The 13,472-nt window shown below is 51.6% G+C and carries 12 protein-coding genes; 4 read left to right on the top strand and 8 right to left on the bottom strand.

All coding sequences use genetic code 11. The annotated features are described in order from the left end of the window. Window positions 1–136 precede the first annotated feature (136 nt). Genes BLU85_RS22805 through BLU85_RS22795 form a run of 3 tightly spaced genes read right to left on the bottom strand, consistent with a single transcriptional unit; the run spans window position 137 to window position 3,142 of the window. The gene (locus tag BLU85_RS22805) at window positions 137–775 is read right to left on the bottom strand and encodes an RraA family protein (protein WP_092204632.1); all 639 of its coding nucleotides are present in this window, start codon (window positions 773–775) and stop codon (window positions 137–139) included. Between the two features lie 32 nt (window positions 776–807). After that, a complete protein-coding gene (locus tag BLU85_RS22800) occupies window positions 808–1,782 on the bottom strand; it encodes a hydroxyacid dehydrogenase (RefSeq protein ID WP_092204631.1) in 975 nt (324 codons plus the stop codon). Window positions 1,783–1,792: 10 nt separating this feature from the next. After that, the gene (locus BLU85_RS22795) at window positions 1,793–3,142 is read right to left on the bottom strand and encodes an MFS transporter (RefSeq protein ID WP_092204630.1); all 1,350 of its coding nucleotides are present in this window, start codon (window positions 3,140–3,142) and stop codon (window positions 1,793–1,795) included. A 172-nt stretch (window positions 3,143–3,314) separates the two neighbouring features. Between BLU85_RS22795 and BLU85_RS22790 the strand changes: the two genes are divergently transcribed. Next, complete coding sequence (locus tag BLU85_RS22790; RefSeq protein ID WP_092204629.1) at window positions 3,315–4,862, top strand: IclR family transcriptional regulator domain-containing protein; 1,548 nt, start codon at window positions 3,315–3,317, stop codon at window positions 4,860–4,862. Between the two features lie 4 nt (window positions 4,863–4,866). Here the strand turns inward: BLU85_RS22790 and BLU85_RS22785 are convergent, their stop codons facing one another. The 5 genes from BLU85_RS22785 to BLU85_RS22770 all read right to left on the bottom strand — a co-directional run bounded on the left by BLU85_RS22785 (window position 4,867) and on the right by BLU85_RS22770 (window position 9,833). Continuing rightward, on the bottom strand, window positions 4,867–5,121 hold the full coding sequence (locus tag BLU85_RS22785; protein WP_092204628.1) for an OprD family outer membrane porin: 255 nt from the start codon (window positions 5,119–5,121) through the stop codon (window positions 4,867–4,869). A gap of 184 nt (window positions 5,122–5,305) precedes the next feature. Further along, a complete protein-coding gene (fdhA, locus tag BLU85_RS22780; protein ID WP_092204627.1) occupies window positions 5,306–6,520 on the bottom strand; it encodes a formaldehyde dehydrogenase, glutathione-independent in 1,215 nt (404 codons plus the stop codon). 77 nt (window positions 6,521–6,597) lie between these two features. After that, complete coding sequence (locus tag BLU85_RS22775; RefSeq protein WP_092204626.1) at window positions 6,598–8,055, bottom strand: coniferyl aldehyde dehydrogenase; 1,458 nt, start codon at window positions 8,053–8,055, stop codon at window positions 6,598–6,600. Between the two features lie 544 nt (window positions 8,056–8,599). Then, on the bottom strand, window positions 8,600–9,085 hold the full coding sequence (locus BLU85_RS30785; RefSeq protein ID WP_115986127.1) for a carotenoid oxygenase family protein: 486 nt from the start codon (window positions 9,083–9,085) through the stop codon (window positions 8,600–8,602). Window positions 9,086–9,362: 277 nt separating this feature from the next. Beyond that, window positions 9,363–9,833: a MarR family winged helix-turn-helix transcriptional regulator gene (locus tag BLU85_RS22770; RefSeq protein ID WP_092204666.1), complete on the bottom strand. Its 471-nt coding sequence runs from the start codon at window positions 9,831–9,833 to the stop codon at window positions 9,363–9,365. A 443-nt stretch (window positions 9,834–10,276) separates the two neighbouring features. On the opposite strand from BLU85_RS22770, the gene BLU85_RS22765 reads away from it, so the two are divergent. The 3 genes from BLU85_RS22765 (at window position 10,277) to BLU85_RS22755 (ending at window position 13,464) form a co-directional block, all read left to right on the top strand. Then, window positions 10,277–11,344, top strand: a complete 1,068-nt coding sequence (locus BLU85_RS22765; RefSeq protein WP_092204625.1) for an aromatic ring-hydroxylating oxygenase subunit alpha — start codon at window positions 10,277–10,279, stop codon at window positions 11,342–11,344. Window positions 11,345–11,390: 46 nt separating this feature from the next. After that, complete coding sequence (locus BLU85_RS22760; protein WP_092204624.1) at window positions 11,391–12,446, top strand: aromatic ring-hydroxylating dioxygenase subunit alpha; 1,056 nt, start codon at window positions 11,391–11,393, stop codon at window positions 12,444–12,446. Between the two features lie 76 nt (window positions 12,447–12,522). Next, the gene (locus tag BLU85_RS22755; RefSeq protein WP_092204623.1) at window positions 12,523–13,464 is read left to right on the top strand and encodes a PDR/VanB family oxidoreductase; all 942 of its coding nucleotides are present in this window, start codon (window positions 12,523–12,525) and stop codon (window positions 13,462–13,464) included. Window positions 13,465–13,472: the final 8 nt, after the last annotated feature.

Raw genomic sequence — 13,472 nt, 5'->3', positions numbered from 1 at the left:
CCAACCGGCATGCGGCTTATCTGGCTGACTAACTTGTTGGCGGTAGGGGAGGTGCGATGCCCGTGAGCATATTGGGACGATCAATTGACATCTAAGGGAGGCTTGATAACACCTCCCTTGCAATCGCCGACGAACCTCAGCGAATGCTCTCCCTGACTTTCTCTCTAAAACTATTCTCGATCCCATCTTGGATCTTGAGCTTGTCGGCAAGCGAAGGAACTAAGTGGCGGCTGATAACGATGATTCCGTCTTTGTCCCCCAAAATTGCGTCGCCCGGGTTGCACACTACATTGCCGCACGCGACAGGCGCCCCGACCTGTCCCGGGCCGTACTTGGATGGGCCGGCTGGATTCACAGCCCGCGCATAGGTAGGCAGCCCCATGACGCTCAGCTCCTCCACATCTCGAACTGCGCCGTCGATGACCACAGCTGCGACTTCGCGGGCAAGACAAACCTCACCCAGCAGATCACCAAAAACAGCACGGTTAGTTTCACCATTGCCATTAATCACAAGAACATCACCTGGCTTGGCATCGTCCAATGCCCTGTGGATGGCCAGGTTGTCACCTTCCCACGTGAGGATAGGTAATACCGTTCCGTAGAACGAGGCTTTTCCTGCAACATGGTGGATAGCGGAAGCCATCATTCCCATGCGCTGCAAAACATCGCCAATTAGCGCGACCGGGTAATGCGATATCTCTTTAATTTCATCAAGGGATGCGCGTTCCCAATCTTCGCTCACGGTGATGCTTTCATCAGATACATTGATAAACATGGTGACCTCGGGGTGGCTCGTTTGGAACGCTGTTAGTTGAACGTCTTGGAGACAGGTTTGTTGACTGGGTGCAGCGGCGCTTCACCGCGCAAGACTGCAGAAATTGCTTCTACAGCGCTCATTCCAACGCGCAGCAATGATTCATTGGTTTGTCCTGCAACGTGAGGCGTGACGAGTAGGTTGGGTAGGTCTGAAACAGGGAACGTGTTGCAACTGAACGGGGTAATCATGTCGGTGTTTTCCGCTGCCAGAACGTCGACGCCCGCCCCCCCCAGCTTGCCGCTGCGCAGGGCTTCAGCAACCGCCGCTTCATCGATCACGCCACCACGGCTGGTGTTGATCAGGATGGCGCCTGTTTTCATCTTCTCGATTTCAGTCCCGCCAATGAGGTTCTCAGTGCCCGCCTGCAGAGGCACGTGGAGGCTCACGACGTCTGCTTGGGACAGTAAGGTATCGAGGTCTACCAAACGTTTATCAAAGCTCGAGTCATAAGCGGGGTCAGTCGCCAGCACCTTCATGCCGAAAGCTTCAGCAACGGGCGCAACATGACGACCGATGTCGCCGAATCCGATCAAGCCCAAGGTGCGACCCTCAAGCTCAATGCCTGTGAGGGACAGTCGATCTGCCGCCCAAATGTTATTTCGAGTCTGATCCGTAGCCAGTTGGATCTTGCGGCTAATACCCAGCAGCAGAGCAAACACATGCTCCACAACACTTCTCCTGTTTGCGCCAGGCGTGTTAGTTACCCACACACCCAATTCGGATGCGGCTTTGTAGTCGACGTTGTCGTAACCCGCGCCGTGTCGAGCTACGATACGCAGCTTCGGGGAAGCAGCGAGCATCTCGGCAGAGATATGGCCACCGCGTAAAAATACGGCGTCTACGTGGTGCTGGATGTCTGCATAGGTAATCGCGTCTGCGCCATAGCCGAGTCGAACTTCGCCTAAAGCGGAAAGCGCTTGCAATACATCGGGATGGATGGGGCTTGTCACGTAAATCAAAGACATGATCGTCACCTTAGGAGAATTGGTGGGTGTTGGCGTCACCGCCAGCCGCCGGCGCATTTTTACGAACAGTCGAGATGACGATCAGTCCCAGAAGACCTGATGCGCACAGGATGAATGCGGGCGTGGATTGATTGCCGGTTGCGCCGATTAGCCAGGTAGCAAGGAATGGGCCTGACCCCCCGCCAATAACGGCACCTACGCTATGTCCGAATGCGACGCCGGTATGGCGAATGTGCATCGGGAAAAATTCCGGCATCACTGAGTAAGTACCCGCCTGGCAAAGGGCGTACGGAATCATGCCGAGAACAAGCCCAGCCATTGCCAGATTGACCGAGCCTTGCTGCATCAGCATGAAGGACGGTATCGACACTACGGCGTACGCAACGTAGGCATAGCGCAGGATGGATTTGCCGCCGCGATAAGAGCCGAGCTGGCCGGCGAGAGGAATCAAAAATGCGGCGAGGATCACGGCGATTAGAACGATGGTGGATGCTTCACCTTTCGAGTACCCCAGGATGGAGCTGAAGTAGGCCGCGATGAATACGGTGCCAATGTAGGTACCAATGTTCTGAACCATAGCGATCATGATCACCTTGGCCAAAGGCTTGCGATAGTCGCGAATCAACTCAGCGAAAGGCTGGCCTTTTTTGACTTCTGCATCGTTTTTCTTAGACGCGAACTCCGGGCTGTCTTCAATGCTCAGTCGCATATAGAGACCAATGATCCCGAGCGGCAGCGCCAGCAGGAATGGGATACGCCAGCCCCAAGAAAGCATCTCCGGATCGGTGAGGGTCGCCGCAGCAAGACCCGCAATTGCAGCAGCCAAGCCTTTACCGAACTGAGCAATCGAGGGCAGGAAGGAAATGTACAAGGCGCGGCGTTTAGGCGGAGCCCACTCGCGGATGTAGCTTGCAGCTCCACCGATTTCGCCACCAGCGGAGAAGCCCTGCAACATGCGCAGCACGACCAGAAGTATCGGCGCCCAGACACCAATCTGCGAATAGCCGGGCAGCAGGCCAATTAGCGTGGCCGCAGCCCCCATCAGGGTGATGCTGGCAATCAGGCTGAAGCGTCTGCCTACCTTGTCGCCGAGCCAGCCGAAAGCAATAGCGCCGAGCGGCCTCACCAAAAACGCGGAGCCGAACACCAGGAAAGTGTTCAGCAGGCCGGTCGTCGCATCATCTGAAGGAAAGAAAACCATGGCGAGGGTTGCAGCGACGTATCCGTAGACGCTGAAGTCGTAATACTCGACAAAGGTTCCGAATACAGCGGCCCTCGTGGCCTTCTTGGCTTTCCTCGTCTGATCCGTTTCTGCAACGGTCTGAACGACAGGCTCGGCCATAACGTTATTGTTGTTCATGGGCACCTCGAGTTATCGGACGTCGGCTCCATTCAAAAAATGGGACAGCGTCCAGCTTTTGTTTTATCTAGCTTCTAGAACGCCGGGGCGGTTGTCAACAACTTGGTGTGATTTGCCGTGGGCCAGCGTTAGACCCCAGAATGGAGGCCCGAACCTATCGATCTGACTTGTGATGCCTCAGTCAAACCGCTCTAGCACAACACCTTCCACAGCCGTCCCTGCGTCCAGCCATACCCGGATGATTCAGGTAATGGACGCACTTGTGAGGCGAGCCGGCGTCGAGTCTTGGGGGGTTCGAGAGCTGGCGGCAGAGCTTTCAGAGAGCCGAAGTACCGTTAATCGGATTCTTGTTTCCCTAGTTGAGATTGGTCTGGCTAGCGAAGTCGGGGTCGGTAAATACAGCATAGGGCCGAGAATTGACGTCCTTACTCAAACGCTCACCCATTCAAGCGTGCTTCTGGGCCGTGGCGGTGAGTCGCTCGGTGAACTCGCTGACGTCTCAAAGTGCACCGCGCTCATTTCTATCTACTGCCCGCGTAGTAACGGCTATTTCATCGCGGCCTGCAGCGAAGCCAAGGCAACGCTGACGTTCAGGCCTGAGCTGGGGGTGGTCTATCCACTCACATTTGGAGACATCGGACGCAAGTTTGCAGAATTTATCGGCGTTAACGCTTCAAGATTAAAAACGTCAGCCGGGGCAGGTGGTGATGACTGTATCCTCCCCGATCATGATGCCCTTGGCCTTATGTCGGAGTCGGAATTTCCCAGCGCTCTATCGATAGTTGTGAGCGAAATAGCAAGTGGGCTTATCGTGTCGGTCTCTTTTCACTCAGCTGGAAGTTCGGGCTCCAAGGGACTTCGTCATTTGGAAAAACACATCCAGCGCGTTATTGAAAAGATACAGGCTGGTATAGAGTCCAGGAGCATTGACACGCTTCAAGTTGTTAGTAATTTCGGCGCACAAGATGCCAAATCCACAGTCAGTCGTCTTGAACGACTTTTGTTGTTGGCCTGCGTTTTTCCGCAGGGTATAAAAAGCTCTGTCGGGTTGCACGATCAGCTCTTGTGCAATGCGGCCACGGCCAAGCGACTTATAGAGTCCGGGATTCAAGCCGGCCTAATCAGCGTGGTTGGAACTACCTTGTATCCAGGCCCAAGGCTCTATCAATGGGCTGCACGAGTTAATTCAGCTCATCGCGACCTCGCCGATATTACCCGGAAAATCCTGTCGTCTTTAGTCCAGGAAACCGGTGAGACGATAGCCCTCCTTTCGTACGATGAAACCACTCAAAAGGCTGAATTTCTTGATGTGATACAAGGTTGGAGGCCTATCCAATACAAGCTTCAAGTGAACGTAGATGTTCCTCTTTATGCAGGTGCCGCAGGCAAGGCTGTGTTGGCCTACTGTGACCAGCAATTGGTCGACTCGCTCAAACTTGAACGACTTACTCAGGCGACAATCACTTCTCGTAAATTGCTTAAAGAAGAGCTGAAAAACATCAAGGAACGCGGGTGGGCGACTGGTGAGGGCGAGCGAGTATTGGGGGCGTTTGGTTTGGCAGTCCCTTTTTTCGTTGACGGTAAAATCAGGGGCTCAATATCGGCGACGATTCCCCAGTATCGTAAAAGTGAGCGTGACTTACCGACGCTATCTACACTTATGCGTGAAGCTACTGAAAAAATAGAACGCCTTTTATCTCTAGGCATTAAATTCGAGTAATTATTCAGTCAGCCATAAATAGCTCTCTGCATAGCGTTAGGGCCAGCCCCCCCCAGCCTGAGTTCACCTTCAGAATGAACCCCTGCACCCATTCTCTAGTGTGATTCTGTAGAGATGTTCCTTTGAGTTCTCGTTCGAAATAGTAGTTTCGAGTGGTGAGTGTTGCTTCGCTAGCAATGATAAACTCTGAAGCGGTGGCGGGGATGCCTGTCGCCATTCCAAAAAAATACACATGGCTATTGTGGTAAATATTCTTCATTAATTGTCTTCCTTGTTATTTTTTGTGCTAGGAATAGACGCGGCAGATTAAAGTTTTTAGGCGAGCGGGAACCGCTCGTGCACTTTGTTTAGGTGGAGGCAGTATGGTTAGTAAAATTGGTTTGCCGGTAGAGCGCGCTAGCATTATGACCTAGCGTTGCAGGTCATAATGCTAATTTAGTGACTCATGTTATGAATTGAGTGGCTGTGCTGAAGGTATTGTGTGGATCAATAACGAACTTCTTAGGAGCACCTGCGTCGAACTCTCCGTAACCTTTGGGAGCATCGTCCAGGTTGATCACCTGCACCCCTACGACCTCGGCGATATTGATACGATCCCACATGATGGCTTGCATCAATTGGCGGTTGTACTTCATCACGGGAGTTTGTCCCGTGTGGAAGCTGTGGGACTTTGCCCAACCCAAACCGAAGCGAACACTCAAACTGCCCATCTTCGCTGCATCGTCCACTGCACCTGGATCTTCTGTGACGTACAGCCCAGGAATGCCGATCTTGCCTGCAACTCTAGTAATCTGCATCAAAGAGTTAAGGACAATCGCTGGAGCTTCTTGCTTTACCCCAGCATGGCCGTGCCCGCGCGCTTCAAAGCCTACCGCATCAACAGCGCAATCGACTTCAGGCTCGCCCAGCAAGGCCGCGATCTGCTCGTGCAGTGGGGTATCGGTGGAGAGGTCGGCGACTTCGAAACCAACTGCTTTGGCGTGAGCGAGGCGGACAGGGTTAACATCGCCAACGATGACTACGGACGCGCCCAGCAGCCTGGCCGATGCAGCGGCAGCCAATCCAACTGGCCCAGCCCCTGCGATGTAGACAGTGCTGCCAGGGCCAACACCAGCAGTCACGGCACCGTGATAACCGGTAGGCAGGATGTCGGAAAGGCATGTCAGGTCTCGGATCTTCTCCATCGCTTTTTCGCGGTCGGGAAGCTTTAGCAGGTTGAAGTCAGCGTATGGAACGAAGGCATACTCGGCTTGGCCACCTGTCCAGTCACCCATGTCCACGTAACCATATGCACCGCCCGGCCTGGCAGGATTCACGGTCAGACAGACCCCGGTGTGTTGCTCCTTGCAGGATCGGCAACGTCCACATGCAACGTTGAAAGGTACCGATACAAGGTCGCCGATCTGAAGGCGTTCAACGTCTTTCCCTTTTTCGATGACCTCGCCGGTAATTTCGTGACCCAGTACCAATCCTACCTGAGCTGTGGTGCGCCCGCGCACCATGTGCTGATCTGAGCCGCAGATATTGGTAGACACTACCTTCAGGATGACCCCGTGCTCGATCTTCTTTCCGCGAGGATCTTGCATTTTAGGATAGTCAATCGCCCTTACTTCAACCTGACCAGCGCCAAGATAAACAACACCACGATTACCACTCATAAAACAATCTCCGGTTGATTAAGCCATGCAGCCATTTGAAACACCTCAAGAGATAGAGGTGTCATTTGGCGGATCAGTTATGAACACTTTGACCCAGGTGTATCATCGACAAGCATTGCTTCAATGATCTGGTTTTGCAGCTCACCAAATGGCGCTCGTAGAGCAATATTGGATTCGCCACCAAGACTTTGACGGACGACAGGTTTCATGTGGCTGAATCGACGGAATCCGAAGATTCCATGATATTGCCCGATACCGGAAGCACCGACGCCACCTACAGGAATGTCTTCAGAGAAGGCATGTGTCATTACATCGTTCACCACAATGGCGCCAGATGTAGTTCGCTGTGTAACCTGGGTGACTTCGTCATCGTCAGTGCCGAAGTAGTAAAGTGCTAGTGGGCGGTCTTTACTGTTGATAATGTCAATCGCTGCCGTAAAGTTTTCGACGACCTGAATTGGAAGTAACGGGCCGAAGATTTCTTGTTGCATTACCTGCATGCTGCCGTCGACGTTGAGAAGTAATGTTGGTGGGTATTTTTTGCTACGCGTCCCGTCAAATGTCTCCAGAGCAGGGTTGATGGGGACAACAGTTGCTCCTTTGGCAAGGGCGTCATTAACGAGGTTGGCTTGTCGCGTATAAGCTGCCTGCGAAATCATGGATGTGTAATCTGAATTTCCGAGAAGACTTGGATACATATCTGTTGTGCTAGCCACGAGGGCTTCGACCAATTCATCTACTTGGGAACGTTCAACAAGAATATAGTCAGGGGCCAGGCAAATTTGACCGGCATTGAAGGCTTTGATTGCCATGATCCGCTTGGCAGCCACCGTTAGATCAGCGCTCTTAGAAATCACAACAGGGGATTTACCCCCCAATTCAAGTGTCACCGGTACAAGATTCTCTGCGGCAGCCTTGGAAATATGCTTGGCTACAGCAGTGCTGCCCGTGAACATAAGGTGGTCGAAGGGGAGTGCGCTGAACGCTGCGCCGACGCTTGCATCACCGCAGAAGACGGTGAATTCAGACTCGTCAAAATATTCTCGAACAAGTGATGCCAGTAGGGCAGATGTTCGAGGCGTAAGCTCTGAGGGTTTGAGCATCGCCCGGTTGCCGGCTGCGAGAGCTGCAGCTACTGGGCTGAGCGAAAGGATGATTGGGAAGTTCCATGGGCTTATAACGCCCACGACACCGAGAGGCTGATACTCAATGGCGGTTTTCACCCCCGGGAAGGGGTCGGCGATGTGTTCGGGCTTCATCCAGGAAACGAGATTATCCCGATTATGCTTGATCGCAAGCACAGTGACGCCGATATCCCCTAGAAGGCTTTGGTGTTTGCTCCGATGGCCAAAGTCCTCGCTGATGGCCTCGGCCAAAGCTTGGCTATTTTTAACAACCATTTCTACCAGACGATTGAGACGTTCAATTCGAACTTGGGCGGAGGGCAAGCCGTCAGCAACCTGGCTCTTCTGCATCCGCTCTAAAACCTGCGCCATCTTGCCGATTGTGACTGCGCTATGCTCGCTGATATTCATTTTTATGGTTACTCCTCAATCAGTAAAATTTTATCTTTTAAAGTTTCCAATGTGACTGACAGTGTCGTACATGAGCCAAAACCCAGATCTTTGTCTTTACTCGTTCCATTACTATGAAACGTCTTTCCGTATTCGTGCTCTGCGGTTATGTTGATCGAACCGTTTGCGTTGACTTCTCTAGTAACAATTGGTGCAAAATCATCGCTATGCCTGTTGCCAGGAGGCTCAGGGTTTATAATTGGCTGTTGTATGAACACAACCAACTACGACCCCGGCATTGAACTGCCAGTCGCGGTTGAAGTTTCAGTCGGTATCCGGCTTGACTATGTAATGGTTAAGCGACCGAAGCTTTTCCATAACACGTCAAAATTCGTCCGGGTATGTGTTGGTAATCGGATGCACTCGTTTACTCGTCATTGGACTTTTGATTGACGTCCCAGCGCTAATGAACGGTGCCTTGAGTAGTTCGTTCCTGATAAGTACACCGTCGGTGTAGAGTCCGTCGTAGTGGTTATTTGGAATGTCGAACCTCGACGCTTGGTACTCACAATCGAGCAAGGGGCCTCGCGAGGGGCACTTTCGGGTGGGCATTGAGTGCCGAATAATATTTTCCGTCTGCATCCCAGAGTTTCTCTGTTTCCAGCGTGCCCGGATCTAGGAATACTGGAAAATTGAATTCTCCATGTGCGAACACCTGACCGTTCGGGACTGCTGGAAAGGCAGTCGAAACTAGCCGGTTAACGGGGTGCTTTTGAGAGTTGAATTCTTTGGTTCTGAAACAGTGGGTTCTGTCACTGACCTGGCTGTATTTGATTCGACCGGCGTTGACCATCGCTTTTGAGAAGAACAGATAGTGGTCAGTGCAAAGTGGAGTGAGCTGGCGGGTAGACGCGTTACAGAAGAGGGGGCCGTGTAGTCCAGCTGGAACCTCGCAGGTTACCCCTAGATCGTGGCTCCAGAGCTCCAGATCAACCGGGCGATAGTTTTCCAGCTGCATGTGGTGGTTTGCGCAACGCAATGCAGAATTCATGGCTTGGGCCTCTTATGTTTATTGTAGGCATTCACACAATACGGATACTCACTCGCGACGTGTCAGAGGCCCCCAACGAACTCCAAATGGGCGCGTGGCCGCATGGACATCTGCAAATGCACTCCCCGATGGCACAGAGATATACCCAATCTGGTTGACGTGTCAACCACATCTCGTGGGGACTGTGCCTGGAGTGCTGGATGGTTCCGGCTAGCGGATGGACGTAGTGGGAGCATTCTACAAGGCGGGGTTGCTGCTAGGACAATGTTGTGTTTATTCACCGATCAGGGCCGAGACCCGCGAGATTCGCGTTGGACACGTTCCCATGCATACGACGGAGAAGGTCGAGTAGAGTCTCGATTTCCTTTTCAGATAATCCGGCCAAAAGCCTTCTCTCTCTCTCTAGGGCGATGGCAATGATTTTGTCGTGTAGCTGAAATCCTTTATCGGTAAGGCTTAGGGTCACGCTTCGACCATCGTTCGAATTCACCTTGGTAGCGATGTCTTCGGATTGGATCAAGGTCTTCAATGCACGGCTAACCGCTGCTTTATCTAGCCCGATGACTTGAGCAATCCGGTTGGCGGTAATGTCTTCTTCTACCGCAAGCATAGAGAGCATTCTCCACTCGATGATTCCAACGCCGAACTCTTTGCGGTAACAAGCCGACGCTCCGGCGGACATTTTGTTGTAGATAAAGCCTAGTAGACCAGGGACGTAGCGGTTCAGATCGAGACGTGGGGTGTGCATGTGAAGGCCATAGCTCCGAATGTGACGAAAGAGGTTTTTTACCATACCGCATTGCTTTCGCCTCTACGCGTTTAGCAGCAGATCGCGCCTGATTAACTCACAGGGTATGACGCCTTGAGCTTGGCCAAGACTCGATTTTCCGAGCTCGCATTCCTCCCGGTGAGCACCGATCATCCCCAAGTGATTCCATCTGGTTGACATATCAACTATATTGATTATTCTAAAGTCATGGCCTCACAGACCTAGGGCGGCCTCTAATACAAGAAGAATGGTGACAAACATGACCGTGAAATTTTTTCTCCTTTCTTCTCCCGGTAATTCCGTCAGATTTTTGATGGGTTAGGCCGGCCTGTCCACACTTAAGTCCAGGACACACATTCAGTACGAATCGACTTTCTCATCTGCTGCTTGAGTCACAATGATTACTGTATAAGGAGAATAAAATGTCAGTACAGATCGTCGAACCGGGAGTAGCCGCCCCTGCACCGACTCCGCAGTTCCCGCTGGATCAATGGTATGTGGCGGGGTTCTCGTGGGAGCTAAAAGATAAACCAATTGGCCGGACGTTTCTTAACAAGCCGATTGTGTTGTTTAGAACTCTTGAGGGCGATTTCTGCGCTCTCGAAAACCGTTGCTGTCATCGTGCTTTGCCTTTATCTGACGGCACGGTGGAGGAGGGAGGGATACGCTGCGGTTATCATGGCCTTCTATTTGATGGTGGCGGTCGTTGCATTGATATTCCTGGCCAAACAAAGATTCCAAGTAAGGCTATAGTTCCGGCTTATCATATCCGAGAGCAGGATCAGATTTTGTGGATATGGTTTGGTAGCAGAAGCGATAGCGAACCAAGTTTCGAGCCTCCGCAATATGATGTTCACAGCAGTGGTCGGTATTTGTTCGATGGCGATGTCTATCACTATGACGCGCCATGGCAGTTGGTTCACGATAACTTGATGGATTTGAGCCACTTGGGATACGTGCACTTACGGACTATCGGCGGTAACGCCAAAGTACACATGAACGCCGAAATGAAGGTCGAAGCAGGTGATGAGTGGGTTCGGGTAGTTCGTCATATGCCTGGATCAATCCCGCCGCCCACTTACACCGCAGCATTCCCATTTGACGGCATAGTCGACCGTTGGCAGGAGATTGAGTTCCACGTTAACCACCTGCGAATCTGGTCTGGGGCGGTAGATGCTGGAACTGACGATTTGAACGATCCAAATCGCGGCGGCTTTCACATGAAAGGTTTCCATGGGGTGACACCTGAGACGGAAACTACCTGCCATTATTTTTGGTCAGTTGGGACAAACCCAGTTTGTGACGCGGAAGAAAGTAAAAATAAAGTTATCGAGCAGTCGAAGATGACTTTTGACGAAGACAAGGTCGTCATCGAGTCTCAGTACAAAAATATGCTTCGATTCGGGGATAGGCCAATGATCGATATCCATATCGATGTTGGCCCGAATCGCGCTCGTAAAATTGTTGAAAAGCTCAAAGCATTTAGCTGAGCACCTAAGGTATACCGGCAATAAGTATAATCAGCTGGAGATTGTCATGTTTCTAAAAAATTCGTGGTATGTCGCTTGTACGCCTGATGAAATCGAAAACAAGCCTCTTGGCAGGAAGATTTGCGGCGAAAATATTGCCTTCTATCGTGGGAAGGAAGGGCAGGTTGCAGCTGTTGAAAACTTCTGCCCTCATCGTGGTGCCCCTCTTTCCCTAGGCTACGTGAAAGATGGAAATCTAGTATGCGGGTATCACGGACTCGTAATGGGCTGTGATGGTAAAACCGTTTCCATGCCTGGGCAGCGAGTACGCGGCTTCCCTTGCATCAAGTCCTATGCAGTCGTGGAGCGGTATGGATTCATTTGGGTATGGCCAGGTGAGAAGGAGCTCGCCGATACTGCTTTGATCCATCATCTGGAATGGGCAGAGAGCCCTGACTGGGCTTATGGTGGTGGTCTCTATCACATCAAATGTGACTACCGCTTGATGATTGACAACCTCATGGATTTGACCCATGAGACGTATGTTCACTCTTCTAGTATCGGTCAGAAAGAGATCGACGAGTCGCTGCCTATTACTACCGTAAACGGCGAAGAAGTGATCACCGCACGCCATATGGAAAACATTATGGCCCCGCCTTTCTGGCAGATGGCTTTGCGGGGTAACGATCTCGCAGATGACGTGCCTGTTGATCGCTGGCAGATCTGCCGTTTCACGCCTCCAAGTCATGTCATGATCGAAGTTGGGGTTGCTCACGCCGGTAATGGCGGCTATGACGCTCCAGATCGCTTGAAAGCCTCCAGCATTGTTGTCGACTTCATAACGCCCGAAACTGAGACGTCCCATTGGTACTTCTGGGGGATGGCGCGGAAATTTAAGCCTAACGACTTGGCGTTGACGGATACGATCCGGGAGGGCCAAGGGAAGATTTTTAGTGAAGACCTCGACATGCTCGAACAGCAGCAGAGCAATTTATTGACTTACCCTGAGCGCGGCCTTCTTAAGCTGAACATTGACTCCGGTGGCGTGCAATCTCGACGCGTGCTTGAACGGCTGCTCGCAGATGAGCACCAGTTGATTGCGAAAACAAGTTCATTCGCTTAATAAAGAAGCTGACGAATAATAAAAGTAAGATTGCTTCTGGGGTAGTAGTTACTGCCCCTGAGATCGGAGGTGCATTATGCTAGCGGTGCAAATTAAATCGATTATTCGTGAGGCCCGCGATGTTGTTAGTTTGGAACTTGTGGAAGCTGATGGTTCAGAGCTTCCTAAATTTGAGGCCGGGTCTCATATAGATGTTCACCTTCCCAATGGGCTAATTCGGCAGTATTCGCTTTGCAATGCTCCTAATGAGCGTAATCGGTACCTGATAGGTGTACTGCTGGATCCAAAATCACGCGGCGGCTCGAAAGCAGTACATGAGTTGATTGAAGGTTCCGAAATTACAATCGGTGAACCTCGTAACTTTTTTCCTCTTGAAGAATCAAAAGGGCGGTCGCTGCTTTTCGCCGGTGGTATCGGCATTACTCCTATTCTCTGTATGGCGGAAAGCCTGCACATGTCGGATGCAAATTTTGAGCTGCATTATTGCTCGCGCTCGAGGGAGCAAGCGGCATTTGTGCGCAGGATTGAAGATAGTCCTTTTGCAGGTAATGCCAGCTTCCACTTTGATGATGAAAAGTCAGCAGACATTGTGGGGTTGTTGAGTTCTCCTCAAGCTGAGGATCATCTCTATGTCTGCGGGCCATCCGGCTTCATGGACTTTGTACTCAAAACAGCGGAGGCTCAAGGCTGGCCACAGCATCGGTTACATCGAGAGTATTTCAGCGCTGAACCCAAAGCTGGTGCTGAAAATAGCTCTTTTGAGGTACAGATTGCTAGTACCGGACAGGTAGTCACTGTCGGTTCTGAAACTTCAGTTGCTGAGGCATTGATCGCCGTTGGTCTTGACATTCCGTTGTCCTGCGAGCGAGGTATCTGCGGTACTTGTGTAACTGGCATTCTGGAGGGGATTCCAGAACACAGGGATATGTATCTCACTGAAGATGAACAGCAGGCCAATAACATATTCACCCCCTGCTGCTCGCGCGCTAAGTCTACTCGCTTAGTCCTGGATATCTAGGTATTTCC

It is taken from the genome of Pseudomonas sp. NFACC14 (assembly GCF_900106885.1).
In the GTDB taxonomy this organism is placed as follows: Bacteria; Pseudomonadota; Gammaproteobacteria; order Pseudomonadales; family Pseudomonadaceae; genus Aquipseudomonas; species Aquipseudomonas fluorescens_AA.
Note: the sequence above shows the minus strand (reverse complement) of the source record. Positions and strands in the feature narration are given on the sequence as shown.

Excerpts from the sequence above, each read along its gene's own strand:
- BLU85_RS22805 (WP_092204632.1), bottom strand. The coding sequence starts at position 775 with ATGTTTATCAATGTATCTGATGAAAGCATCACCGTGAGCGAAGATTGG.
- BLU85_RS22800 (WP_092204631.1), bottom strand. The coding sequence starts at position 1,782 with ATGTCTTTGATTTACGTGACAAGCCCCATCCATCCCGATGTATTGCAA.
- BLU85_RS22795 (WP_092204630.1), bottom strand. The coding sequence starts at position 3,142 with ATGAACAACAATAACGTTATGGCCGAGCCTGTCGTTCAGACCGTTGCA.
- BLU85_RS22790 (WP_092204629.1), top strand. The coding sequence starts at position 3,315 with ATGCCTCAGTCAAACCGCTCTAGCACAACACCTTCCACAGCCGTCCCT.
- BLU85_RS22785 (WP_092204628.1), bottom strand. The coding sequence starts at position 5,121 with ATGAAGAATATTTACCACAATAGCCATGTGTATTTTTTTGGAATGGCG.
- fdhA (WP_092204627.1), bottom strand. The coding sequence starts at position 6,520 with ATGAGTGGTAATCGTGGTGTTGTTTATCTTGGCGCTGGTCAGGTTGAA.
- BLU85_RS22775 (WP_092204626.1), bottom strand. The coding sequence starts at position 8,055 with ATGAATATCAGCGAGCATAGCGCAGTCACAATCGGCAAGATGGCGCAG.
- BLU85_RS30785 (WP_115986127.1), bottom strand. The coding sequence starts at position 9,085 with ATGAATTCTGCATTGCGTTGCGCAAACCACCACATGCAGCTGGAAAAC.
- BLU85_RS22770 (WP_092204666.1), bottom strand. The coding sequence starts at position 9,833 with ATGCACACCCCACGTCTCGATCTGAACCGCTACGTCCCTGGTCTACTA.
- BLU85_RS22765 (WP_092204625.1), top strand. The coding sequence starts at position 10,277 with ATGTCAGTACAGATCGTCGAACCGGGAGTAGCCGCCCCTGCACCGACT.
- BLU85_RS22760 (WP_092204624.1), top strand. The coding sequence starts at position 11,391 with ATGTTTCTAAAAAATTCGTGGTATGTCGCTTGTACGCCTGATGAAATC.
- BLU85_RS22755 (WP_092204623.1), top strand. The coding sequence starts at position 12,523 with ATGCTAGCGGTGCAAATTAAATCGATTATTCGTGAGGCCCGCGATGTT.